Here is a 25,747-nt window from a genome sequence, read left to right as displayed (position 1 = left end):
CCCCTTGGCAATGTCGCACGAGAGCCTTGCTTCCGCTGCGCTGCGTCGAGCGTGGATCGATCGGCGAGACGCTCAAAGCGGCAGGGAAGCAGCACCTGTAGATAGAGGCTGCGATATGCTCCAGGACTGGTATTTTGGCAGAGCCATCCGGCAGGCTATAGGATGCGCTCAAGGCCATTTCACTTGTCGACTCGCACCGCCTGAACTTTGAGTTTCGCCCGCAATGACCGCCATATTTGTTGCATCCATAAAGACACCTCCCAAAAGCCGCTCGCGCCTGCTGGACTTTGCCCCGTGCGCTGGGCTGCTCGCTATTGGATTGATGGGCTTGCTTGTCGCCTCGCTGGCGCGGTCATCCGCAAACGGCCAATACGTCGTCGTCGCCGCACCTTGGGCGGATCTAAGCCAAACCATCAATGTCATCGCAGCGGCGGACGGTGGCCTCCTCGAAATCGGAGGCCTCAGCAATATCGTGATTGCGGCTTCCACCCGCGCGGATTTCCCCGCATCAGTCCGTGCAGCCGGTGCTTGGCTTGTCTTTCCGTCACCTCGATTGGCAGGCTGCTTCAGCGCGCAGGCCGAGGGGGCAGGCCAATGACCAGCGAACTTGACAGACTTCGCACAAGTTTCGGCCGCTTTCTGGTCCTGTTGTTCTGGTGCCACGTACCTTTGCTCGGCGTGGTCGCCTATCTCAGCGGCCAGTCTATTGCGGGTGCCATGGCTGGGGCGGGGCTGCTCGCTGCCGCCTACCACCTGACTTGGCGGCGCAACGGCATCGCCCCACCAACCCGCTACGTCTCCGCTGTCGCGCTTGCGGGGGAGGCCGCTCTACTGGTGTTCGTTCTGAATGGCGACCCGTGGCAGATGGACATGCATATGTACTTCTTCGCCATGCTCGCCCTGTCCATTGGTTGGTTCGACCGAGGGGCGCTTGTGGTCGGCGCGGTCGCGATCGCGCTGCATCATCTTCTGCTTCTGTATCTTCTACCTATGGCGATCTTCCCGACGGAGGGCAATCTGGCACGAGTGGCGCTCCACGCAGGAATTGTCGCTTTCCAGACGATCGTCCTGATCTGGGTTTCCGACATGGTGGTTCGGAGCTTCAGCCGGATCGAGCAGATGGGCGCCGAGATCCTCGTGCAGAACACGGCCCTTGCGGAGCGCACGCGCGAGGCAGAAGCCGCCAATCGCGCCAAGAGCCTCTTCCTGGCCAATATGAGCCACGAAATCCGCACGCCGATGAATGCCATTCTCGGCTTTTGCCACCTGCTCCAGCGATGCGAACTCAATCCCAAGCAGCTGGACTACGTGACCAAGATCAATGGAGCTGGTGTCTCGCTGATGCTCCTGATCAATGACATTCTCGACTTCTCGAAGATCGAAGCCGGCAAGCTGACGCTTGAAAGCCGCCCGTTCAATCCGCGCACAGCCATTCAGAACCAGGTTCAGCTGGTTCTGCCGGACGCCGCCGCTAAGAACGTCATCGTCGATACCGATATCAGCGCGGCGATGCCCTCCACCCTCGTCGGGGACGAGCTACGCTTCAACCAGGTGCTGCTGAACCTTCTGAGCAATGCCGTCAAGTTCACCGAGCACGGCCGTGTCACAATCACAGCGGACGTGCTGGAGCAGAACGATGACACGGCCAAGGTGGAACTGTCCGTACGGGACAGTGGCATAGGAATGACGGCGGAGGAACAGGCGGCGCTGTTCACCTCCTTTACTCAGGCCGACAGCTCAACAACCCGGCGTTTCGGCGGAACCGGCCTGGGGCTCGCTATCAGCCGGCAAATTGTCGAATTGATGGGAGGCGCCATTCGTGTGGAAAGCGCTCCCGGCGTCGGCAGCACATTCTCTTTCTCCATCGTCGCCCGTGTGGACAAAAATGCCCGCTCGTCGGCTGCCACGCCGCCCGCGCATCTTTCGCGCATGCGCGTTCTGGCCGCGGATGACAATCCCGCTGCCCGTCAGATCATCCAGGAGATATTCCGGGACTGGAAGATGCCGATCGATCTGGTGGCGACCGGCGCAGAGGTCATTGGAGCCCTCGAGACCGCCAGCCGCGCCGGCAGGCCCTACGATCTCATCCTCCTCGACTGGAAGATGCCAGGGATGAGCGGTGTCGAGACGATCAGGGCGATGCGCGCCGACAAAGCGCTCCCTGCTCTCCCGGTGACGATGATGATCTCCGCTTATGGCACCGAGGAGTTCATGGCCGAGATGAAGGCGGCCGATGTTGCCGCTTTCCTGACTAAACCGATCGATCCGCGCGCCTTGCTAGGCACCATTGTCGATCTCTTTCCAGAGGGGGAGGCCCCGGCCTCTGCCACAAGCGAGCCGAGCGGCGCGCCGATGGTCGCCATGCCTGCCCGCGGATCGCGGGTGTTGCTGGTCGAGGATAATGAGATCAACAGCGAAATCGCCACGGCATTGCTGACCGATGCGGGGCTGATCGTCGACTGGGCCGAGAACGGACGGATCGCCTGCGAAAAGATCGCGGCAAACGGAGCCGATTACGCGACCGTGCTCATGGACGTGCAGATGCCGGAGATGGATGGCATCGAAGCCACAAAGGCAATACGGCAAAAATGGGCTGCAGATGATCTTCCGATCATTGCCATGACCGCGCATGCCTATGAGGAGGAACGCCAGCGCTGTCTTGCCGCCGGCATGAATGATCACATCGCCAAGCCTGTTGATCCGGTCAATCTCGTCCGCGTCCTCGATCGTTGGCTCAAGACCGAGCGTGGGCCCGCCCACATGGAACGGCCTCAGGCCGCGAAAGGTCTGGCGAACGATGAACTTCCAGCTGAACTGCCGCCCTTCGGGCTCGCGGAAGCCCTGAAGCGTGTCAACGGAAAGGCCGGCCTCCTGCGCAAGCTCATCGTGCATTTCGGCGAAAGCTACGCTGAAGCCGGCTCGCAACTCCGGGCGATGGCAGACGCAGGTCAGGCCGAGGAAGCAAGGCGCTACGCTCACACGCTCAAAGGCGTTGCCGGGTCGCTGGAACTTCCAACCGTGCAGGCAAAAGCCGCCGAGATCGAGCGCCGATTAGCGGCGGGCAATATGAAAGGCATCGCCGACCTTTACGAGGGCTTGCAGCATGAAATCGCGCCTGCGATTGCAGCCGCGCGCCAACTCGCGCCCGCCTCCACCACGGCGACCGCTCCCCTGCCGCGGCCAGTCAATGAGGAGGACGTCGCGGCAGCCAAAAGCGCGCTTCGCGCCCAGATCGAGCGACGGAGCCTTAAAGCCCGCTCAAGCTTTGATGTTCTCGCGAACGCATTGGGACTGCCACCCGAGGCTTCACATACGCACCCGATCCGTGAGGCGCTGAACCGCCTTGATTATGACCGTGCCCTCGCGCTGCTGGACGACAAGGCAGGGACGGAAGCATGACGACCAGACCGACGATCCTGATTGTCGACGACGAGATCTCCAACATCGAGATCATCAACGCGACACTCGAGGACGATTATGAGATCAGCTTTGCCTTGTCCGGCGAGCAGGCCCTGGAAGCAGCGCGGCTTATCCTTCCCGACCTGATCCTTCTCGACGTTCTCATGCCTGGCATGGACGGCTTCGAAGTCTGCAGCCGCCTCAAGGCAGATTCGCTCCTCGCTGACGTTCCTGTCATCTTCACAACTGGCCTTGGCGACACGGACCATGAGGTGCGGGGCCTGGAACTCGGTGCTATCGACTATGTCACCAAACCGATCCACCCTGTCATTTTGCGAGCTCGTGTGGGTAACCACGTCGAGCTCAAGCGCATGCGCGACCAACTTGCCGAAATGGCTCTCACGGACGCGCTCACCGGCCTCAGCAACAGGCGGAGGATAGAGAACAGCCTTGCGGGCGAGATAGCGCGACTGGCGGGAAGCGGGGATTGGCTCTCGGTTGTCATGCTCGACATCGATTTCTTCAAGGAGTTCAACGACACATATGGCCACCTCGAAGGGGATCGCTGTATCGCGATGATCGCTTCGGCCCTGCGCCGAGCGCTCAAGCGTGCCAATGACCTTCCCGCGCGTTATGGCGGGGAAGAATTCGCCTGTGTCCTTCCTGGCGCTGACGCCGAAACCGCGAGCGCAGTCGCCGAGGATATCCGCTCCCGTATCGCTTCGCTCGACATCCCCCACGAAAGCTCCCTTGTAAGCCCGTTCGTGACGGTCAGCGTAGGCGTCGCGACGGCTCGCTGTGAGAAAGGCATGTCGCCAGACCTATGGATTGCCATCGCGGACGGCCAGCTTTACCTGAGCAAGGCCGACGGCAGAAACCGGATCTCCCATACGACATTCAAGCCACCGTCGTCTTCAACGGACCCTAGAGAACCACGTTAGGACATCCTTCCCGTCTGGCGCCCGCGTTGCATATGTCGGAACGCGTGCGATAGAGGAGCAATCACTGGAACAAGCTCCCGCTTTGCGTTCACTCGAACTGGTAATCGGCTGGGACCATCTGCGTTTCAATGGCGAAGGTGATGGTGTCGCCGAGTTCCGGGAGCGCGAAGTCCAGTCCCCAATCGCTGCGTCTGATGCTGCCGGTCGCCGAGAAGCCGATTTTCGGGACGCCCATTATCGGATGCTTGGCCATTGAGCCATTAAAAGTGATGTGGAGGGTCGCGGGTCGCGTCTCACCGCGAAAGGTCAGAAGGCCTTCGACGGTGCCGGTCTTCTCGCCCGTTACGCGGATCACTTTCGAGACGAAGGTAATTAATTTAGCCGCCAGGAAAGCTTCATCTCCGCCGATCTTCGCGTCGAAGTCCACCCGGTCCGGCCAGGGGTAATCGGTGCGAACGGAAAACGGATCGATCGCGACCGACAGCTTGGATCCTTCGGGCTTTTCCGGATGCCAATCGAGCTGCGCATCGACCTTGGTGAAGCGCGCGGTATAGTGGGACAGTCCAGAGTGGTTGAGCGACCAGGTGAAGCTCGAATGCGAGGGATCGGTCTTGTAGACGCCGCCAGGCGCCGGATCAGCGGAAGCAGCAGCGGCAAAGATTGAACTCAATGCAAGGCCAAGAGAAAATGCAACTATGCGCAGCATGGTGTGTCGTCCAGATCGAAGTGGGAAAGCGAGGCCGCTCAAGCCGCCTTGTCGCGGCCGATCGCCTGGATCTTGTCCCAGACGCCCCGGGTCTGGGGAACATCAAGATCAAAAACGGTTTCGAGCGTCTCAGCGAAGTGGTCGGCGCTCGTGATGCGTTGCTCGGTCACGCTGTTTGCCGTCACCTGCCTCAAGGCGTCGTTCTGTAGAGCGATATAGCCGTCCGGCGTATGCCGCAGGATCGCGAGCGCGTTCGTGAACGGCGAGCCGGAATCCCGCATCAGCCAGCCATGTGTCGCGGCCATCGTTGCCTCGTCGCTGTAATCAGGGTGAAAATCGAAGCTCTTAGCGATGCCACGCTCATGATTGTTCAAGCGCAGCCAGCCGTTCCCCGCCGCGGTAATCGAAAACTCGAAACCGCGCTGCATGAACCGCCCGACACCAAGCGGGACCGGTTCGACGATGGCATCGGCCACACCGACTTCGGCAAGATAAGGACGGTCGAGATCGACGCGTAGTGTCAAATGGTTGCCAATGGCGATGTCGCCGAGGACTTCCCGGTTGACCCCACCGCAGAGGCGGGTGACCCGGAAACCGAGTGCGGTGAGCGCGGCGCCGAAGAGGCCGTTCATTTCGTAGCACCAACCACCGCGCTTGCCTTCGACCATCTTGGTGAAGGCGGAAGCTGGAGTGACCGAAGATGGCCATCCCATAAACGCGTCCAACGCCTCCCACGTGAACGTCATAAGATGAGCGCGGTGCAGCTTTGATAGGCTGTGAATGTCGATGGAGGCGGGGTGCTCCAGACCGATCTTGTCGAGGTAGGCATTTAGCTCATCGGCACTAAGAGCTGCATTTTCATGTGAAGGCGCAAGTGTCATCGTTCAGTCTCCTTTGAGTGGACCGTCGTTGCACATTTGATGCTGAAGTTCGGATTGGCTTGTCGCTGGACCTTGACTGTGCAGCAGGAGAACGCCTGCTTGGGCGCATCCCCTATCCCCTACACTGCGTGTTTTATATCTCCGCGCTTGCCCGCCGTGCTGGCCCTCTATAGCGCTCTTAAGAAACGACCGTTCCTAAATGAATGTGCAAAGCCTGCCTGAATTCCTAAAAATTTGCTAAGTAGGCTGAGGCAGCGATGGGGCAAGCGGTGCGCCTTGACGACAATCTTCTCGAATTCTTCAAGCGGCCGCTGATGTGCATCATCGCGGGTGTTGATCCCGCGGGGCTCCCATCTGCGGGGCGTGGCGTTGGCCTACGCCTTCTGGAAAAAGAAGAGGCGATCGAGATCATCTTCTCGGCCTGGCAATGGCCGCGGCTCGAAGCGAACATCCGGCAGACAGCGCGGATCGCCGCTACCTTCGTCAGCCCTTCGGACTATGTCAGCTTCCAACTGAAGGGGCGCGGCATCATGAGGGATGTGGAGGCGACCGACCTTGATCGTGCCGACCTTTTCATAGCTGCGGCGACGAACGAGCTTGAATCACTCGGTGTTTCCCGACATCTGATTGCACCATGGCTAACGGCTCGTGAGGCCCGCGTCATTCAGCTCGAAGTCAGCGAGACCTACGTCCAGACGCCTGGCCCGCTTGCAGGTATGCGTGCGGGCGCGAGGTCCCCATGAGCCTGCGCCTTTCTGACCTTTCGGCGTGTTTCGAGGGTGTCATTCCCTCCATCATCGCCACTGCCGCAGCCGACGGCACGCCCAATATCTCCTATCTCTCCCACGTGGTACGGGTTGACGAAGACCATGTCGCGCTCTCCAACCAGTTCTTTGCCAAGACGGCGGCGAATATTCGCGCCAATCCCAAGGTTACACTGATCCTCGTTGACGGCTTTACGGGCGACCAGTTCCTGCTCGAGATCAGCTTTGTGCGTTCTCTCGACGCCGGTGTGCTCTTCGACAAGATCGCACGCCAGCTCAAGGCGAGTAGCGCGCAGATCGGCATGTCGGAAGTCATGCGGCTGCGAAGCGCAGATATTTTTCGTGTGCACGGCATCGAGAAGGTCCCCAATCCAGCCGGAACTCCGTCGTCGCCAGCCGGCCGCGATTCCATCAGCCTGCCTGCCCTGTCGGCGGCGATCAAGCTCATCGAGCAGCAGACAGAGGCTGAAGAGATCATCGATGCTTTGCTCCGCGGCGTCGAAAGCGTACTCGGACACAGCAACGCGCTCGTGCTCATGCATGACTGCCAGCGCGGCTGCCTGATGACCACCGGCAGCACCGGCTACGAGCAATCGGGATTAGGATCGGAGATTTCAGGCGGCGACGGGCTGATCGGCGCAGCCGCAACTAGCGGCCAGACAATAAAGGTTAACGACATGAGCCGCGTGCGCCGCTTCGGCGAAGCAATCGGCCGTGAAACAGAGGCCGCAGAGAACTCCACGCGCACTGTCGCCTTTCCTCGCTTGCCTTCCGCAATGAGCCAAATTGCCGTTCCCATGGCCGTCCGCGGCACGGTGACGGGCGTGCTCTTCGTTGAGAGCGACAAGCGCCTGGCCTTTCGAGATGAAGACGAGGCCGCCCTCGAAATCCTGGCGTGCCAAGCGGCAAGCGCCCTGCGTGCAAACGAACTGGAATTGGCTGCCTCAGAACCGAGGCGGGCGACCGCAGGCTCCGAAGCTACCACTGCCGGACGAGAGATCCGCGTCGCGCATCATCGCTTCGACGACAGCATTTTCATTGATGGCACCTACATCGTGAAGGGCGTCGCGGGCACCCTGCTGCGTCTGATGGTCGAACGGCACCAAGACGAGGGGCGAAGCGAGTTCACGAACCGCGAACTGCGCCTCGCCGCCGGCGCGCGGATGCCGGACATCAAGGACAATCTCGAAACCAGACTGTTGCTCCTCCGCCGTCGGCTCGAGGAAAAGCGAAGTCCGATCCAGATCGTTCGGGTAGGCAGAGGTCGCGTTCGCCTCCAGGCGGAGGGACGCCTCCGGCTCCACCCTGCACAGGACTAACGGCACAAGATGGTGTCGGGGGCTTGTTCGAATGCTCGCGCGGTGGCTGACTCCTCTGATCAATCTCACCAGGTGACAACCAACGGAAGCTCCAACTTTGCGGTTTTCGTGTTGCCAATCTCAAGACGTCGTAAAGCCGGGGCTGGCGGGTGGACGCGAGCGTCCCATGTCCGTCAACATCCCAGAAGTTTGACGATTTCCCGCTGGAGTTGGCTCTGGTCATAAGGCTTCGCCAGCCGAGGGAGATCAAGCTCGCTCCCTGGGGGCAACTCCGCATATCCTGTCGCGAGCATGATCGGCAGCTCGGGCTCGATTTGTCGGAGGGCTTCGGCGAGTTGCCCACCGTTCATCTTCGGCATCGAGTAGTCCGTTATGACGAGGTCGAAGCGCTCGCCGCTCTGGACCAATTCGATTGCCTGCATCGCCGAGTTCGCTTCCGTGACCCTATGACCAAGGTCTTCCAGCATGTCCACCGTGCTCATCGCAATCAGGGGGTCATCGTCAACCACGAGGATCGATCGTTGTGATGTCGCTTTGTTCATTTTCCCTTCCGTGACCGGTGGTGACGACACTTGTTTCGGGATTTCGGTAAGGGGCAGCAGAAGCTCCGCGCGTGCTCCTTCGCCAGGCTTGCTGTGGAGGCGCAATCCGCCCTCAAGCTGAAGCGCGAGGCCGAGGATCATCGAAAGCCCCAGCCCTGTACCCTTGCCCAGTTCCTTGGTCGAGAAAAAGGGCTCGGTCGCCTTGGCAAGCGTCTCAGCGTCCATACCGGTCCCGTTGTCGGTCACCGCGAGACAAACATAAATGCCGTCAGCTAGGTCCTCATCGCTCACGAGAGAGACGCGGCTCGTCGAGATCGTCACGCGACCGCCGTGGGGAAGCGCGTCACGCGCATTGACTACCAGGTTCAGCAGCGCCAGCTCGACCTGATTCACGTCGGCAAGAACGGGGGGTATGGCGGGATCCAACTCGTATCGGACTTCGATATTCGGCCCGACCGACTTCGTTATGAGTTCGCGAACGCCCTTGACCAGAGCTGTAACGTCTATCGACGCCAACGCCAACTCCTGGCGGCGCGCGAAGGCGAGTAACCTTTGCGTCAGGGAGGCGCCCCGATTGGCACCTTGAATTGCGCCGTCGATCAGCCTGGTCGTTTTGGCGTCCTTCGGCACGTGACGCCTCAGGAGATCTAGGTTGGCGATGATTGCCACCAGAAGATTGTTGAAGTCGTGGGCAACGCCGCCCGTGAGCTGCCCAACCGCCTCCATCCTTTGCGACTGTCGCAGGGCGTTCTCCGCGGACGCGAGCGCTTCCGCATTCAGCTTCTGCTCGGTGATATCACGGCCATAGCCATAAACCAGCTCGCCTTCCCTAGCCGTGTGCCACGAAATCCACCTGATCTCTCCCCTTGCTGTCTGGTATCGGTTTTCAAAAGAAGTCAGATCGGCACCGGAGGCGGCACGGCTAAGGGCGACCTTTGTGCTTTGCCTGTCGGCGGGGAGCAAAAACTCTTGGAAATGACGCCCGACAACCTGATTGGTGTCATGGCCCAGAATGCGGGTCCAGGCGGGGCTGACTGACTGGAAGATGCCATCTGGTCCGATTGTCACCAACAGATCGCGCGAACAAGTCCAGATCTGATCAGCGCGGCGCCGTTCTGCGACCAGGGCCGCTACGGCGGCAAGCGCGCCACTGATCTGGCCGGCAAGCATCAGCGCGAGTGCCGCAAGATCTTCGTCCTTCCGGCGATAGGGATTGAGGCCAAGAACCAATTGCCCGACCGGCCGACGCCCCCCCGCACCGGGGATGGCAACGATCAGCGCCTGCCGCGGCGGGATTGCCCAGGCTCCATGAGGAAATTTTTCGTGTGGCGGCAGATCGATCGTCACCGGGCGATCATGCGAAGCTTCCATCGGCCATGTCCGCTGCAGCAGCGAGGCAGCGTCTTCGGTGGAAGCTACCCCGCGCTGCCCATGACCTTCGCCGACATAAAGCAGTGAAAATGGGAAATCACGGCGATTGGTTTTGAGATTGTCGCAAACGGCCTGGCATACCGCGTCCTCTGTTGATGCACTGACCAGTTCCATCCCCAACGTGCGTATCGTGTTCAGCCGGCGCTCATTGATGACCCGTGCGGTGACCTCGCTGACGATACACAGCATGCCGTCGACCCCGCCACCGAGTCCGTAAAGGGGGCTATAGGAGAAGCTGTGATAGGTTTCCTCTGGATAACCATGCCGCTCGAGCAGAAGTAACAGCGCATCGTTCCAGGTCGATTGACCCTGTTTCACCCGCGCAACCTGATCGGCCACATCGTCGTAAACTTCGGCCCACACTTCACGGAAGGGCTTTCCCAGCATTGAGGGATGCTTGATCCCGAGGGTCGGAATATAGGCGTCATTGTAGAAGAAGTTGAGATCGCTCCCCCAACCGAGCCACATCTCAAAGCGCGAGGTCAGCAGCATGCGAAGCGGAATCTTCAAACCATCGGGCCAATGCTCGGGGGCACCTAACGCGCTCGCAGACCAGTCATGCTCCTTCATCATCCGGCTCATTTCGCTTGAGCCGGGGAAAACCTCCTGTAATCCTGACGTGTAGCTGGCCAATCGAAGCTCCGCGTTCTTGTCGAGCGGCCAAAGCCACTGCCTCGTCACCGTTAGAAACGTCGTTCAGGCCATTTGGTTCGCGGCGTCGCGTGGCTGACGCGATCTCGTGTCACGTTCTGCGCGATCAGCTCTATGCTCCTGCGGGAAAACGGTGCTGAGGCCAGCTACCTTTCGCTCCAGCAGCGTTCCCGCGTGATCTGCGATCTACAAGGAAAGCCGCGGGAACCACAGGCGATTGTCTTATTCGGGTGTGCACCCTGCAACGAAGCCGGGGCTTCTAGCCAGAAGTCCCTTTGCATCATCTATCAGAAAATACAACTTTCCGAATTTCTTACTCTTGACGAGAATGGATTGAACGCAGGCTGCGATCAACACGTGGATGACCACCTACAACCCGCTCATTCTTTAAGCTGGCGCGTTGGAGGGCGACGCGCCAACCGCAAAGACCGGGACACGCTGGTCGAAACCTTTGAGCGCCCTCGCCTCCTGCTCGACCAGAACAACGGCTGTTCCAACAGCATGAGCCGCCTCGCGATCAACGAGGATTTCACCGTCCTTCGCACTTGCACAGAGACGCGCCGCAAGATTTACGACATTTCCAATTGCCGTATAGTCGAAGCGACCTTCGGACCCAATCCGGCCGACTGTGGCCGGTCCCATGGCTAGTCCGACGCCGAAACCGAGCTCATGCCCCGCCTTACGCCATTCGGACAAGAGCTGTCGGACCCCCGCTTGCATCTCGCAAGCCATGGTTACAGCGCGAAGAGCTGGGTCCGAGCAAGCCACAGGAGCGTTCACGAGAACCATGACACCGTCGCCCAGGAAGCTGATGAGTGTCGCGCCGTGCGCCGCAATGACCCGATCAAGCGCATCGTAGTATGCGCTGAGCGCGCTAATGATGACTTCGGGCGCAGCCCGGGCCGAAAATGCAGTGAAACCGCGAAGATCGCAAAACACCACAACAACTTCGACGCGCCGTCCATCGAGCACGCGGTCGTCACCGGCCTGGTCGACAAGCTCCGCGACTTGAGGCGCCAAAAAGCGTTTGAGACGGCCAATCCGTTCCGAACGCTCTTGCGAAAGGGCGAGCTCGCCCGCCATGTCGTTGAGGCGCTCCGCTAGACGCTCGAGTTCATCACCTGTGGTGAGATGAATACGGTGTCCGAACTCACCCGCGCCAATTCGGGCGACGCCATCCTCAAGCAAGCGGATGGGACCGACCATCCGCTGTGTCAGCCAGTAGGCAAGCAAAGCAGCAAGGATAGCGCTCGCCACGAGGAGGATGCCGGTCCGCCATAGCGCCCCATAGATCGGACCAAGCGCTTCGGCGAGCGGCTGCTTGGCAATGACACTCCAGTCCGCCATTGGGATGGTCGCCATGGCGGCCATCACCATTTGGCCATCGAGATCACGTCCAGCAATCGCCTGTCCGGCTTGTGCGGCGGCGGCGGCGCGCAGAAGCTGCAGGGGCCGGACAGCGCTTTCATCCGCGCGCAGGACGAGACTTATATCGGGGTGCGCAACCAGCCTTCCGGGCCGGTCGAGGACGTAAGCCTCGCCGGTTCGGCCGACTCTGATGGCGGAGATGACTTCCCAGATGAACTTTAGATTGACCTCTGCGACTGCGGTGCCGACAGCAGAACGGTTGCCTGCGACGGCAACAGTCATGAACGGCTCCGAGCCGCCTTGAAAGGTCACGGGCCCCAACCAGACACGCTGCCCTGCCGCACCCACGACGGAAGGATCGCTGGCAAAATCCTCACCGCTTTCGACCCGGTTGAGGCCGATGCGGGAGACAAAAAGCCGTTCCTTTCCGCCGCCGTCGATCAAACGGAGGCTCATGATCGAAGGCACTTGGCGCAATAGACGCAGTCCATCCAGTCTTCGCCGCTCATCGGCGCCCGAAGACCAGGGCAAATGAACCATCCATGTCAGCTGGGCAGAAATACCCTCGAGAAAATTCTGGATTTCGGCGGCCGCGAGGCGCGCCTCCAGAGAAAGCAGCTCGCTCAGTCGGGCTCGCTGGTCGCGATAGCCGAGCCATGCCTCGCTGGCCCCCGCGACCAGGAGAGGCACGACCACGGCCGCGAACATTGCGACGAAATATTTCGCGAACAGCAACTTTCGGGGAGGCTTCGGTGCATCGGACGCCATCGATGTTCATCGCCTTCCCAGCGGGCCGTTCCCCCGAAATTTATTCGATTACCACGTCTGCGCTGCTCAGCAGCGAAGGGGGAACCGTCAGTCCCAACGCCTGAGCAGCCTTGAGGTTGATGAAGAACTCCACTTTCGTAACCCGCTGGACCGGCAGGTCGGCCGGCTTCTCCCCCTTGAGGATCCGTCCGGTATAAATTCCGGTGTGCCGATGCGACTGCCGGAAATCTCCACCATAGCTCATCAGCCCGCCGGCCACCGGAAAATCGAGTGCCTGCGTGATCGCCGGGACGGCATGGCGCGTAGCGAGTTCAGCAAGCCGCGCACTTCTGTAGGCGAAGTAGGGGTCAGAGGTAAAAACGACGCCTCCCGCCCCGATCGACCGGGCCGTCGTGAAGATCCCCTCGAACTCGTCCGAGCGACTTGCGTTGACGACACGGAGCTCCAGACCGAGCGCAACGGCGGCCGCGTCGAGATTCTTCAACTGGGAATTGACCGTCGGGCTGGTCGGATTAGCCGCAACTACGAACAGCTTGGCGGTCGGCAGCAGTTCACTCATGAACTCGAGCCGCTTGCGCGAAACTTCGACGCTCAGGCTGGTGACGCCTGTCATCGTCCCGCCCGGCCGGGCGAGGCTGCTCACCAGACCAAGCGCAACAGGGTCACCACCGAGTTCAAAGACGATCGGGATGTTTCCGGCTGCCGATTTGGCAGCCAGCGCGACCTCCGCGCCGCCGGGAGCAACCAGAAGCGTCACATTGTTGGCGACGAGCTCGCGCGCGAGCGCGGGCAGTTTGGCATACTGCCCGTCCGCCCAGCGAGAAATGATCGCGACATTTCGCCCGTCGACATAACCAGCCTCAGCCAGCCCTTCCCTGAAGGCAGTGAGCCGACTGGCAGTGCGTTCCGGTGTCTCCGGCCCGAGATAACCGATCACTGGCATCGCGGACTGTTGCGCGCGGGCATTCCCCGCCCCCGCAGAAACGAGCACCAGCGAAGCAAGAAACGCGCGCCGTCCGATCCGGACCACCGCGTGATCACTGCTCAGGAGACGCAGCGCTTGGCCGTCACAGCTTACCACCGACATCGCTGCCGCCCCACGTGGTGAACTCACCCATATCTGGCATACCATAACGGCCTCGCGATATCGGCGAAAGTCACATTCGAACGAGGGTTGCCTCAGTGTTATGCGGTACTTTGGTTCACAGAATTCCGCCCTGTTGGTTGGCGGCCGCATGACAACGGCCGAGCGGCCGACCAGACTGGCACTGGCAACAGAGTGTCGGCGGTGCCCTTCGCCGTTATGGTGGCCCTGGGCCTGCCGACCTCAGACCTCCGGTCAGACCTCTGCCTTCAAATTTCGTCACCAAAAGAGCTGTAGGCTGCTGATGAATGTATTACCCACCTTTGGGCGTGTGACCGCGTCGATCAGTTTCTGGGCAGCTTACAGCATGAATATGCCGCCGGGTGATCGTTGAATTAGGAATATCGGAAATTATTGTTCTTATTAATAATATAAGCCGCGCGATTTTGCTGCCCATCGGCACTCGGAATGCGGCGCTCGCAATATTGGACAGTGGCATCCACGTCGATTTGCTGATATCTGACGTGGGCTTGCCAGGATGAATGGCCTGCAACTTGCAGACTTCGCGCGCGAGCGAATTCCGGGCTTGAAGATACTCTTCATGACGGGCTAGCCCGCAAACGCGGTCACTAGAACAGACTTCTTAGCTCAAGGGATGGACATGATTGTCAAACCCTTTGACGTTGAGAAACTGGCCCATACGATTCGCAACATTCTGAACGCCGTACGTCGAGGCTGAAAAGGGATAGTCGTAGCCTTCACTTAGCGGCCATCCGCAGCGCCACGCCGTTGCGTTCGCGCGACCATTCGCTATGGCTCACAGCAACTTGGTGCTTCGATTAGGCTGCCAAGCCTCATGATTTCAATCAATATCGGTCATGCTCGCAACCGCCGCGCGCAGGTCGGCCACGTATTGTGAGAACGCCCCCTCGGCTTCAGCCGGAGAGGAAAGGCGCAGCAGATAGCTCGGGTGCACCGTTATCCACGCCCGCGTTCCGTCTCCAAGGGTAAGCGACTTACCTCGGGCGGAGCCGACCGGCATTGTCCGCCCAGTTAACGCGCGGACGGCCGTAGCGCCCATAGCAATAACAAGCTTCGGCCGCACGATCGCGCGTTCCTGGTCAACCCACCAGCGACACGCTTCGATTTCACCCGCACCAGGGCGTGCATGAATACGCCGCTTTCCCCGCAGCTCGAATTTGAAATGTTTGACGGCATTCGTGACATAGACGCCAGCGCGGTCAATGCCGGCGGCGAGCAGCGCGCGGTCGAAAACCCGTCCCGCCGGACCAACGAAGACTTTCCCGGCTCGATCTTCCTGGTCCCCCGGCTGCTCCCCCACGATCATGATCTTTGCGTCGTGTGGTCCTTCGCCGAAAACTGTTTGTGTCGCCGGCCTCCAGAGCGGGCAGCGTCGGCAGGACCGCGCCTCCTCGCGCAGCCGCTCGATGGTCTCGGCTCCGTGTTTGCCAACCGGTGCCGTACGCGTCTCTTCAAGCATTCCGCGCTCGCGCTCACGCGCGCCAGCGATCATAGAGGGAATAAGCGCCGTCTCCGGCATGTTCTTCCAGTATTTCTTCGGCATCTCCTTCAGCATTGCATCCGGCATGAGCCTCGCGGGGTTGAAGATTGCCGCATAGTAGGCCTTCCACACCGCCTCGACAGGGTCGTCGCCCATAGCCTCGTTGCGTTGCGCGGCCGGCCCTTCGGACAGAGTGCTGCCACTCCAATGGATCGATCCTTTAGGAGAGAGGATCGACCACCGCATATTGGTGAAGCGCTCGACGAAGAAGGCGCCATTGGCGCGGACGATATGATGTTCGGGCTCGAACCACGCTACGAAGCGCCTCATCTCGCCTTCGCCGGCTTCACGAAAACGCAGAAAGGCACGCATCTTGTGAATATCCCGCCTGACGGAGCGATGCAGTGCTTCGACGCGGCGCACCTGCCGATCAGCGGGATTATGGAGGGAGTACGGCTCATCTAGAATGCGCAGCAAAAGGGCGTAAAGCAGAGAGAACCGCTCGGGATCCCTGTGCAAGATCGCCAGACGCGAAAGCGCCAGGAAGTCACGCGATACGGCAATGGGTGCGGTGCTGTTCGCCTCGTCGACCGTCCGGCCGAACAAATCCCCAGATTGGTCGCCAACGCGCCAAAGGACCTCGTGTGCAGGAACTCGCCGCGTAGCAAGAGACCGAGCGGCCCTGCGCCACCCCTCGAAATCGTCTTCGGCATCGAGGCAGATCACGCGCATCAAGATGCAAAAAGCTCAAGCTGGTTCGGCTTTGCGACGAGATGCGGAAGAAGGTTTTCCCGATCTCCCAGCGCCACTGGCTTCCAATCCACAGCGATGATGAAGGGGAGAATCTTCTTCAACGACGTTGTGAGGCGCGCAACATCGTCAAGCCTCAGCTTATGACAACGGCGCGCTGCCAGGATTGAGTCGACCGCCTTTACACCAAGTCCGGGGATGCGCAGCAGCATTCTTCGGGACGCGTGATTGACGTCCACCGGAAAATTCTCCCGGAATCTCAGCGCCCACGCAAGCTTGGGATCAATGTGAAGCGGAAGCATACCCGTGTCGGGATCGGCCGCCGCTTTTACCTCCTGGGGCGAGTATTGATAAAAGCGGATCAGCCAGTCGGACTGATATAGACGGTGTTCCCGCATCAAGGGCGGCCGCTTGAGAGGCAAGACGGCACTCGCGTCTGGGATAGGGCTGAAGGCCGAGTAGTACACACGGCGTAAGTCGAAGCGGTCGTAGAGCATGGCAGCGCGCGACACGATCTCCCGATCGGTTGCTGCATCGGCGCCGATGATCATCTGCGTGGACTGGCCAGCGGGGGCGAAATTCGGCGCGGAACGATAACGCTTGCGGGCATCCCGCCCCTCGTCGATCGCGGAGCGCATCTTGGCCATCGCGCCCTCTATCCGCTTCTCCGACTTGTCGGGTGCCAGCCGCCGAAGCCCGCCCGTGGTGGGAAGCTCGACGTTGATGGAGACGCGATCGGCATAACGCCCGGCTTGGGTCACCAAGTCTGCTGCCGCGTCAGGAATCGTCTTGAGGTGAATATAGCCGCGGAAATCGTGATCTTCGCGCAGCGCCTTGGCCACTCTGACGATTTGTTCCATTGTGTAATCCGGCGTATTAATGATGCCGGATGAGAGGAAAAGTCCTTCTATATAATTCCGACGATAGAAATCCAGCGTCAGATCAACGATTTCGTCGACGGTAAAACGCGCGCGGCGGACGTTCGAGGAACTCCGATTGATGCAGTAATGACAGTCGAAGGTGCAACTATTCGTCAGCAGAACTTTGAGCAGGCTGATACACCGTCCGTCAGGAGCATAGGCATGGCAGATGCCATTGCCGGAGGTGGAGCCGATGCCCTTGCCATCGCGCGAATTTCGCTGTTTGGCGCCAGATGAGGCGCAAGACGCATCATACTTGGCCGCGTCGGCGAGAATTGACAGTTTCTCAGCGAGGCTGAGGTGTGGCATCGAACCCTACCTTTTCGTCGGACTCGTTCGTTCAAGAAGGACTAGCCGTCGGCCGGCTTTGTCACCTTTGGGGGACAATAATGTTCTTTTTTTGTTCTCATTCGAGATGGAGCAGGCTCGGCTCCACCGAGCGCTTGCGTTTTGACAGGAAAGGCCGGCCAATAACCGAGTCGACGACGCCGATATCGTCAACAAAACGCGCGAAACCGTGAAGGCCGCAAATGGGAATTAGCTTTGGCTCCGCCGGTGTCGAGGGCAAGTCAATGCCGGCCTCACTGTGGATCACGCGCTGTCGTTATTGTCCCCGCATCATTTGAGGGAGCCAAAGCGCAAGCTCAGGCAGCATGTAGAGAAGAAAACATAAACCGCTAAGCATGATCGCGTATGGCAGCGTTGCCCTCATGATGAGGCCCAGCTTCGCGTCGCGCGCCACCGACTGCACGGCAATGAGATTCAGGCCAATGGGCGGCGAAAGCTGCGCCAACTCCGCCTGAATGACCAGGAACACGCCGAACCAGATGTCATCAAAGCCCATTGCTTTGAGCGTCGGATAGAGCACCGGCACCGTGAGCAGCATCATCGAGACGCCCTCGAGCATCGCGCCCAGGACGAGATACAGGACGAAGAGAAAAGTAAAAAAGATGAACGGAGACAGCCCCATCTCGACGAGCGCCCTGGAGACTCCGACGCCTATGCCGGCGTGAGTAACGGCTAGGCCGAGGATCTGGCCATTGATGATGATGAGCGAGAGCACGCAGGTGATTGAAATGCTGTTCACGCAGGCGCTGCGGATCGCTGCAAGGTTGAGACGCCGATACAGGCCAGCGATGACGAACGCCAGGAGGCAACCGAACCCGGCAGCCTCCGTCGGCGTCATGATCCCGCCGTACATGCCTCCGATGATTGACAGGATCAGCACCGAGATCGGTATGCAGTCAACGAGCGCGCGGCCGATATCGCGCGGGGCGGCGGGCTCGCCGCGCGGCGGAACCCAGCCGGGATTCGCCCGCGCCTTGATCGCGACATAGACCATGAACATCGCGACAGCGAGAAGGCCGGGCACGATGGTCGCCACGAACAACTCGACCGCTGATGCCTGGACGACCGCGGCGTAGACAAGAAGAAAGATGCTCGGCGGAATAAGGTTCCCCAACGCGCCGCCGCCCGTCAGGGTGCCGAAGGTGAGATGATCGTTGTAGCCGCGCTTCCGCATTTGCGGGATCGCGACGGTGCCGATAGTCAGGGTAGTTGCGGTGGATGAACCGCTGATCGCCGAAAATAGGGCGCTGCCCAGAATGTTGGACTGCGCGAGCCCGCCGGGCACACGCCCCATCAACACACTGAGGCCGGAATAAAACCGTTCGGCCGCACCGCTCTTAAGCAGTACCTCACCCATCAGTACGAACAATGGCACTGCAACGAGCGTGAACGAGTTTGTGGAGTTCCAGACCACGTCACCTAGGCTCGGCCAGAGCGTCGTGCCATGCAGGAGCGTGAGCCCGACAATACCCGTCAGGCCCATGGCCAACGCCATCGGAACGCCGATGGAGATCATCACCCCGAGCAAGGCGACGTAAATGAGAAGGCTAGCCTCCCAGCTCATACCACGTCCCCCTCGCCCCAGGTTGCTTTATCGTCGTCCTGCCGGCGCGGCGGCAGGCCCGATAGGCGCCGGAGGATGTCCTCCAAATAGGCGAAGACCAGCATCAGGAAGCCAACTGGCATGATCGCTTGCGGGAGATAGAGTGGCGTCTGGGAAGGCTGAATTGATCTCGTTCCGAACAGCCAGGACAGGTGGAAGGTCTGCCAACACGACCACAGCAGGATGAGGCTTGTAATAAGGCCTAGAACACTGGCAACCACGCCCATCACGCTGCGCAAGCGCGGCAGTCTGTCGATGAACAGCGTCATCGAGAGGTAGCTGTCGGAGCGCAGAAGGTGCACCGCACCGAGAAGCACAAGCCAACTGTAGGCGTAGCCACCATATTCGTCGGCAATCAAGGTGGAGAAGCCGAGGAAGTAGCGCCCGGCGACCTCGACGTTCGTTAGTACCAGCAGAGCCAGCAGCACGACGATCGCGATGGCAATTGCAATGCGCTCGATCGGCCGGAGAGCCGCGCTGAGGGCCAGCGCGAGCTTTCGCATGGCGCCGGTCACCGGACAGCCGCCACGAGCGCGGCGACATCAAGGCCGTAATCGCGCAATGCGCCTTCTGGCGTCACCCTGCCCTCCTCAATGTCATGGAGCAAGGCGCCTGGTGCCCGATCGGCGGGATCGCCATATCCGCCGCCGCCCGCCTCATGAGTGACAAGCATTTGTCCGGGCTCCAGCAGATAGCGGCCTTTTGGATGGACGGCGGCCCCGTCGATTTCGATGCGCCGGGCCCGCCCGGACCTCCCTCCGAGTACGCCCGCCGGCGGAAATTCAGTCCGGCCGGCAAGGCAGGAGATGGTCAAAACCTCATTACCGTCGTTGGTGAGTTCTATACGTTGGCCAAGACCGCCGCGAAAGCGACCCGCGCCACCGCTATCCGGCGCAAGGGCTTTGGAGACGACCAGCGTGCCAGAGATCTCCTCCCACACCTCAACCGGCGTACCAGTCATGTTTGACGGGCTCGGCGTGGTATCCGCGCCATCGATCCCCGCCAGGGCACCGAAGCCGCCCGACGCGAAGAAGATGCTCGATACGCCCTCCCCCTCACGGTTCTTTCCCTGAACATTGATGACGTTCAGCATACCGCTGTCGGCTTGCACCTGCTCTGGCAGCGCCGCCGCAAGCGCCCCAAACAGCAGCGGCTGAACGAAATGGCCGATGACATGCCGCCCGCCGGTCGGGCTTGGCGGAAGCGCATTGAGCACACAGCCGGAAGGGGCTGATACCTGAATGGCCAGCGTCGATCCGGCATTGTTGGGAATTCGCGGTGTTGTCAGGCACTTGATCGCGTGGAAGGTCATGGCCCTCGTGTAGCAGAGCGGCACATTGATTGCCGCCTTGAGGGAAGGTGAGGTCCCGGAGAAATCGACGTAGACTTCGTCGCCTTTGATGGTGACTTCCGCGGCGAGCCGCAGAGCTTCGTCGGTTCCCTCGACCATGATCGCGTGTCGCCAGGTCCCGTCCGGCAGACGGGCGATCTGGGCGCGAAGGCTTCGGTCGGAAAAATCGATGATAGCGTCGGACAGCGGCTGGATGTCCTCGATCCCGTATTCGTCCATCAGCTCATTGATGCGCCGTCCTCCGACAGTGGTGCTCGCGACATTGGCCATGACGTCGCCGAGCGTCTGCTCAGGCACCCTGACGTTGCATTCAATGATCGCTCGCAGCACCGGATCAACGACACCGTCGCGCACGAAGCGGACAGGGGGCAAGCGCAGCCCTTCCTCGTAGATTTCACGACCAACAGCGGAGTAGCCGACGCCGCCGACATCGGGCAGATGCGAGATACTCATGACATAGCCGATCAGCCGGCCATGCCGGAATATCGGCTGCATGACGTTGATGTCGAACATGTGCCCGGTACCGATCCAGGGATCGTTGGTCATGATCACATCACCCGGCTGCAACATCTCGGGCGGGAAAGCGCGCAACAGATGTGCAAGCGTGGCCTGAGCGGTTCCGGTGAAGGATGGCACGCTGTACGTGCCCTGCGTCAGCGCCCGGCCCTTCACGTCGAAAATCACACAAGAGAGGTCGTAGCTCTCGCGGACATTGGTGGAGAAGGACGAACGCACCAGGGCAGTCACGACCTCGTCAGCGATCGAAACGAGCCTGTCCCAGAAAATGCCGAGTGTGATCGGGTCATAGGTCATCGCTCAGGCTCCGATGTCGATGATGAGATTGAGGCTGGGATCGACGCTCAGCCGGTCACCCGCAGCCAGGACACAGGTTGATTCACGCTCCTCTATGAGGGCAGGCCCTTCGATCGCCGTGCCGGGTGCGAGGGCGTACCGGTCGTAGACGCTGTGCGGCACCATCGCTTCAGCCTCGGCCGACCAGGCCGGTCGATGACCCTTTAGGGCCGCTGCCGTCGCCGCCTGGACCGAAAGACGATACTGTGTGCCATCTCCCGGGGCGGGGCCGATCGCCTCGACCTTCCAATTGACGATTTCCACCGGCTGTCCAGGAAAGGCCAGTCCGAACGTGCGCGCATAGACGTCTGCGAAGGCCTGCTCCAGCTTTTCAGGCGTGCTGGCATCGGGGTCGATCATCTCGACCTCCACCTCGTAGCCCTGCCCCCGATAGCGCATGTCAACACGGACGACATGGTCAACCGATTTGATCGGGGCGCCAGCTGCGACCAGCACCGCAGTCGTGTCCTCCGTCATCGCGGCTAGTTCTGTGCGCAGGATCTCCAGCCCTGCCCCATCCAATGGCAGCCGCCGGGCACGCACGACCTCATAGGCGAGCGGACTGGACAACAAGCCGAAGGCGGACATCACGCCGGAGCCGTTGGGGCATACCAGCCGTTGCACTCCCAGCTTGCGTGCCACGCGCCCCCCATGCAGCGGACCGGAGCCGCCGAACGCCACCATGACAGATTTCCGCAGGTCCACGCCTTGTTCTGCGGCGTGGGTGCGGAACGCACGCGCCACACTCTCGCAGCCCACCTCCCGCACGCCGAAGGCCGCGCGCATGACGTCCACGTCCATGGGGCCGGCGAGATTCTTCTCGATTGCGATACGAGCGGCCCCAGGATCCAGCCTCATGCTGCCACCCAGAAACGAGCCGGCGTCGAGATAACCCAGCAGCAAGTTGGCGTCTGTCAAAGTTGGATTGGCGCCGCCGCGCATGTAGCAGGCCGGCCCCGGGTCGGCGCCGGCGCTTACGGGCCCCACCGCGATGAGCCCGCGCTCGTCCACTTGCGCGATACTGCCACCGCCGACGCCGATCTCGATCATATCGAGCACGGGAATCTTGACGGTAAGTCCGCTTCCCTGTCGGAATTCGTGCACTCTGGCGACTTCAAGATCGTAGCGCTTCAACGGCCGCCCGTTACGCACGAAACAGCCTTTGGCAGTCGTGCCGCCCATGTCGAAGGACAGCACGCTGTCGAGCCCCAGCTCCGAGCCGTGACGCGCCGACATCAACGCGCCCGCGGCAGGGCCCGATTCCAGGAGACGGACGGGATAGCGCCGCGCCATCGCAGGCGTCAGCGTGCCGCCGCTCGAGCTCATGACAAGCAGATTGCCTGCAAAGCCGACCCGCCGCAGACCATCCTCGAGGCGGTCGAGGTATCGATCGACCACAGGCTGGACATAGGCATTGAGCGTTGTCGTAGTCCAACGGCCGAGTTCGCGCACAAAGGGGAAAATGTCCGACGAGGTGGAAACGGAGAGCTGCGGAAAGCGTGCGGCGACGAATTCCGCCGCCGTCGCCTCGTGCCTGACGTCGACATGGGAGTGCAAGAAGCATATCGCCACCGACGTGACGCCATGCTCATCGATCAGCCGCCGCAACGCATCCTCAACCCCGCCAAGGTCCAGAGCCATGACCTCTGAGCCATCATAGCGAAGACGTCCAGGCACCTCGATGCGCAAGGCTCGCGGCACGACGGGCTTGGGAAAGGCAATCGTAAGGTCGAACAGATCGTAGCGCCGCTCGGCGCCGATATCGAGCAAGTCACGAAATCCCTTCGTGACGAGCATGGCGGTAGACACGCCGCGCCGCTCGATCACCGCATTCGTGACCAGCGTGGTGCCATGGACGATGGTGCCAACGTCCTTCGGGGACAGGCCAGCCGAAGCGGTGATCGTGCCGGTGCCCTCGATGACCGCCCGCGATGGATCGTCCGGCGTCGTGAGTTGCTTGTGGGTCCGGGCGATTCGATCGCCATCATCGAACAGGGTGAAATCGGTGAAGGTACCACCGATATCCACGCCAATACGGAAATGCTGGGTCACTGTCTTTTCTCTGTTTATCGTACGGATTTGAGGATCGCCCGGATCAGCGCAGCAGCCCGGCATATTTCGGCGTCAGTCAGGCCGCGATGGGCAACAAGCCGCAACACCTGCGGCTCCAGGCATAGGGCGAGTACACCGTTTTCGGCGAGCTGCCTGCGCAGCAACTCAGCGGCTCCTTCTGTCGCCAGGCGGATCATCACGATGTTGGTGGCCGGCTCAGCGATTTCGGGACAGGGACCAATCTCGCGCCATAGGAGAGCGGCAAGTTCGTGGTCGCGCGCGATCGTCGGCCAATCGTCCAGCACGGCCAGCGCAGGAGCGCACAGCGTAGCGCTGGGCCGCATGCCCCCGCCCAGCCGCTGCCGCACCGTGAATGCCTGCCCGATCAACTCTCGGCTGCCCGCGAGCATCGCGCCCACGGGCGCACCGAGTCCCTTGTTCAAGCTGATGGAAACAGTGTCGAACCCGGAAGCGATCTCGGCCGGCCGCGCGCCGAGAGCAACGGCCGCGTTGAAGAGCCGCGCCCCGTCAAGATGGGAGCGCGCGCCGCAATCATGCGCCATCTCAGCGATGATCCGGGTTCGTTCCGCCGGCAGGGGCGAACCGCCCCGGCGATTGTGCGTGTTCTCAAGCCACACCAGTGCCGGAAAAGGCCGCGCCGCGTTGCCCGGCGCGAGGGCCCTCGCCCACATCTCCGGGTCCGTCATTGCGCCGCGCAGGACAACAGGCGTCAGGCCCGCCACGGACGACGCTCCGCCTTCTTCGGAGGTCAGTACATGGCACTCCTCAGGCACGAGGAGCAGTCCACCCGGCTGTCCTGCAAGAACCGCCGCGCAGAGGTTAGCCATTGTGCAAGTCGGAAAGAACAAAGCGTCTTCCTTGCCAAGAAGTGCCGCGGTCTTTTGCTCCAGAGCACGTTCATGATCACCGTTGCGAAGCGTGAACTCTGGCGGTGCCTTGAGCGCAGCCTGCATCGCCTCGAAGACCGCGGGTGATGGCGGCGATAATAAATCGCTGCGCAGATCAATGATTGCGTGAGACGGCCTGGGCTCTAGCATGGGAAAGTTTTCAAATGGCGACGCAAGTCCCATAGCGCGTGCCCATGGGAGTCCATGCGGTGGCCCGGTCTTGCAATTCGGATGGTTGCTGGAAGCAGGGTCCGACACACTCTGGCCAATGCCGGACGTCGCTGACCTGATCAGTTCGCAGCGATACAACCGGCGCGTGCCAGACCTAGGAGCTTCTTGCCCGTTTCGCCGTGCTTACTAGCCCATTCGTTCCACATGGGGAGCATTGTTTCACGGACTCGCGCATAGTCATCGCTGGTCGGCTCGACCAGCTTGACACGGTGTGCGGCAAGGTTGGATCGCGCCTCCGCATCCCCCTTGGCAGCCATTTCCATATACTTTGGCTCCCACTCAGCGACTTTCCGCAGTAATACCGTACGTAAGTCTTCGGGCAGTTTAGCTAACTCTGCCTTGTTGATCATCGTAACCTGGTGGCCCATGGCGAAGTTGGCCATGAATCCTGTGTCGATGATCTCATAAGCGCGCCACTCATTGGCTGACAACGCCGAGGTAATGGCGCCATCAATGACTTTGCGCTCGAGAGCCGGGATGACTTCTGCCGAGGAAATCGACACCGGGGAGCCGCCCAGCAGCTGGACCATATTCACCTGCTCAGGGTTCCAAGTGCGGATCTTGAGGCTTTTGATTTCCGAAGATTTGGTGATGGGCCGGTTGAACCAGAAATTCTGCGCCGGCATCGTCCAGTTCATCGCCACGTCGACCTTGAACCTGTCGCCGATGACCTGATCCACGACAGGACCAACATCGACGATCGCCTTCTTGAAGCCGTCGAAGGAAGTGCAGAGGAAGGGCAGCGACAACACGTTCAGTTCGGGCACATCACCAGACGCGAACCCGACCGCCATGTCTCCCATCTGGACCTGGTTGGTGGCAACCGCCCTCAGGACGTCGGGGGCCTTGTAAGGCAACTCGCCCGCGGCGAAGACATTGATTTTCAAGCGACCGTTTGTTGCTACGCCGACGTCTTCGGCGAACTGGCGAGTCAGCTTCACCGCATTGTCGTTGACCGGGAAGTAACTGAAATAACGCCACTCCACCTTGTCCTGCGCCACCGCCGTGGCGCTTGCGCCGACGAATGAGCATACGGTGCACAGCAGGCTGAAAGCCAAACTTCTCATGTCGTTCTCCCCTCGTTGTTGGAAAAAGCTTAGCCACGGCCCCACGGGGGGGCAAACTTGCAGATTGCCCGATAATTTGCTCATCGATCTCATGCTTGACGCCCTGCGAGCTCCCTGGATCGCGGCCCTTTACAGCCGTTCTGACTCTGAGCGAACTTGGTTTCGGGGCGGGGGCGAACGTCGGCGTGCGGTGGCACCGCTGTGTGTAGTTGAGTGATTGAAGGGACAATCAATGGGCCATGGTAGTGAGTCTGATTGCGGAAGCGACAACATCAGCAGCACCGAGCTC

Annotated in this window: 18 protein-coding genes; 5 read left to right on the top strand and 13 right to left on the bottom strand. The window is 60.8% G+C overall.

From position 1 onward, the window contains the following. Nucleotides 1–322: 322 nt before the first annotated feature. Genes KIO76_RS25240 through KIO76_RS25230 form a run of 3 tightly spaced genes read left to right on the top strand, consistent with a single transcriptional unit; the run spans nt 323 to nt 4,340 of the window. Nucleotides 323–598 (top strand): hypothetical protein, encoded by a 276-nt coding sequence (locus tag KIO76_RS25240; protein ID WP_213326327.1) that lies wholly within the window; start codon nt 323–325, stop codon nt 596–598. Next, the gene (locus tag KIO76_RS25235; protein WP_213326326.1) at nt 595–3,399 is read left to right on the top strand and encodes a response regulator; all 2,805 of its coding nucleotides are present in this window, start codon (nt 595–597) and stop codon (nt 3,397–3,399) included. Before KIO76_RS25240 ends, KIO76_RS25235 begins: the two co-directional genes overlap by 4 nt. Then, on the top strand, nt 3,396–4,340 hold the full coding sequence (locus tag KIO76_RS25230) for a GGDEF domain-containing protein (RefSeq protein WP_213326325.1): 945 nt from the start codon (nt 3,396–3,398) through the stop codon (nt 4,338–4,340). The genes KIO76_RS25235 and KIO76_RS25230 overlap by 4 nt, the downstream gene beginning before the upstream one ends. 88 nt (nt 4,341–4,428) lie before the next feature. Here KIO76_RS25230 and KIO76_RS25225 read toward each other — a convergent pair whose 3' ends face one another. Together KIO76_RS25225 and KIO76_RS25220 are read right to left on the bottom strand one after the other, a co-directional pair. Then, entirely contained in the window at nt 4,429–5,046 is a 618-nt protein-coding gene (locus KIO76_RS25225; RefSeq protein ID WP_213326324.1) for a YceI family protein, read from the bottom strand. 38 nt (nt 5,047–5,084) lie between these two features. Continuing rightward, nucleotides 5,085–5,927 (bottom strand): arylamine N-acetyltransferase family protein, encoded by an 843-nt coding sequence (locus KIO76_RS25220; protein ID WP_213326323.1) that lies wholly within the window; start codon nt 5,925–5,927, stop codon nt 5,085–5,087. Between the two features lie 257 nt (nt 5,928–6,184). On the opposite strand from KIO76_RS25220, the gene KIO76_RS25215 reads away from it, so the two are divergent. Both KIO76_RS25215 and KIO76_RS25210 read left to right on the top strand, forming a co-directional pair. After that, nucleotides 6,185–6,670, top strand: coding sequence for a pyridoxamine 5'-phosphate oxidase family protein (locus tag KIO76_RS25215; RefSeq protein WP_213326322.1), 486 nt, complete (start codon nt 6,185–6,187; stop codon nt 6,668–6,670). Then, a complete protein-coding gene (locus KIO76_RS25210; RefSeq protein WP_213326321.1) occupies nt 6,667–8,010 on the top strand; it encodes a GAF domain-containing protein in 1,344 nt (447 codons plus the stop codon). The genes KIO76_RS25215 and KIO76_RS25210 overlap by 4 nt, the downstream gene beginning before the upstream one ends. Before the next feature lie 173 nt (nt 8,011–8,183). Here the strand turns inward: KIO76_RS25210 and KIO76_RS25205 are convergent, their stop codons facing one another. The 11 genes from KIO76_RS25205 to KIO76_RS25155 all read right to left on the bottom strand — a co-directional run bounded on the left by KIO76_RS25205 (nt 8,184) and on the right by KIO76_RS25155 (nt 25,458). Beyond that, complete coding sequence (locus tag KIO76_RS25205) at nt 8,184–10,616, bottom strand: PAS domain-containing hybrid sensor histidine kinase/response regulator family protein (RefSeq protein ID WP_213326320.1); 2,433 nt, start codon at nt 10,614–10,616, stop codon at nt 8,184–8,186. 405 nt (nt 10,617–11,021) lie between these two features. Then, complete coding sequence (locus KIO76_RS25200) at nt 11,022–12,770, bottom strand: adenylate/guanylate cyclase domain-containing protein (RefSeq protein WP_213326319.1); 1,749 nt, start codon at nt 12,768–12,770, stop codon at nt 11,022–11,024. Nucleotides 12,771–12,810: 40 nt separating this feature from the next. Beyond that, entirely contained in the window at nt 12,811–13,791 is a 981-nt protein-coding gene (locus KIO76_RS25195) for an ABC transporter substrate-binding protein (protein ID WP_502761912.1), read from the bottom strand. A 925-nt stretch (nt 13,792–14,716) separates the two neighbouring features. Beyond that, nucleotides 14,717–16,108 carry a UdgX family uracil-DNA binding protein gene (locus KIO76_RS25190; RefSeq protein WP_213327104.1) on the bottom strand — a complete coding sequence of 464 codons (1,392 nt, stop codon included), beginning with the start codon at nt 16,106–16,108 and terminating at the stop codon, nt 14,717–14,719. Beyond that, nucleotides 16,108–17,355: a putative DNA modification/repair radical SAM protein gene (locus KIO76_RS25185; RefSeq protein WP_213326318.1), complete on the bottom strand. Its 1,248-nt coding sequence runs from the start codon at nt 17,353–17,355 to the stop codon at nt 16,108–16,110. Before KIO76_RS25185 ends, KIO76_RS25190 begins: the two co-directional genes overlap by 1 nt. 295 nt (nt 17,356–17,650) lie before the next feature. Beyond that, the gene (locus KIO76_RS25180) at nt 17,651–18,958 is read right to left on the bottom strand and encodes a TRAP transporter large permease (protein ID WP_213326317.1); all 1,308 of its coding nucleotides are present in this window, start codon (nt 18,956–18,958) and stop codon (nt 17,651–17,653) included. Next, nucleotides 18,955–19,500 carry a TRAP transporter small permease gene (locus tag KIO76_RS25175; protein ID WP_213326316.1) on the bottom strand — a complete coding sequence of 182 codons (546 nt, stop codon included), beginning with the start codon at nt 19,498–19,500 and terminating at the stop codon, nt 18,955–18,957. The genes KIO76_RS25180 and KIO76_RS25175 overlap by 4 nt, the downstream gene beginning before the upstream one ends. 8 nt (nt 19,501–19,508) lie before the next feature. Further along, complete coding sequence (locus KIO76_RS25170) at nt 19,509–21,161, bottom strand: hydantoinase B/oxoprolinase family protein (RefSeq protein ID WP_213326315.1); 1,653 nt, start codon at nt 21,159–21,161, stop codon at nt 19,509–19,511. A 3-nt stretch (nt 21,162–21,164) separates the two neighbouring features. Beyond that, on the bottom strand, nt 21,165–23,252 hold the full coding sequence (locus KIO76_RS25165; protein ID WP_213326314.1) for a hydantoinase/oxoprolinase family protein: 2,088 nt from the start codon (nt 23,250–23,252) through the stop codon (nt 21,165–21,167). Nucleotides 23,253–23,266: 14 nt separating this feature from the next. Continuing rightward, entirely contained in the window at nt 23,267–24,310 is a 1,044-nt protein-coding gene (locus KIO76_RS25160; protein WP_213326313.1) for a threonine aldolase family protein, read from the bottom strand. 140 nt (nt 24,311–24,450) lie between these two features. Next, nucleotides 24,451–25,458: a TRAP transporter substrate-binding protein gene (locus tag KIO76_RS25155; protein ID WP_213326312.1), complete on the bottom strand. Its 1,008-nt coding sequence runs from the start codon at nt 25,456–25,458 to the stop codon at nt 24,451–24,453. Between the last annotated feature and the right edge of the window lie 289 nt (nt 25,459–25,747).

Origin of the sequence: Chelatococcus sp. YT9 (genome assembly GCF_018398315.1) — a bacterium.
Classification (GTDB): Bacteria; Pseudomonadota; Alphaproteobacteria; order Rhizobiales; family Beijerinckiaceae; genus Chelatococcus.
Note: the sequence above shows the minus strand (reverse complement) of the source record. Positions and strands in the feature narration are given on the sequence as shown.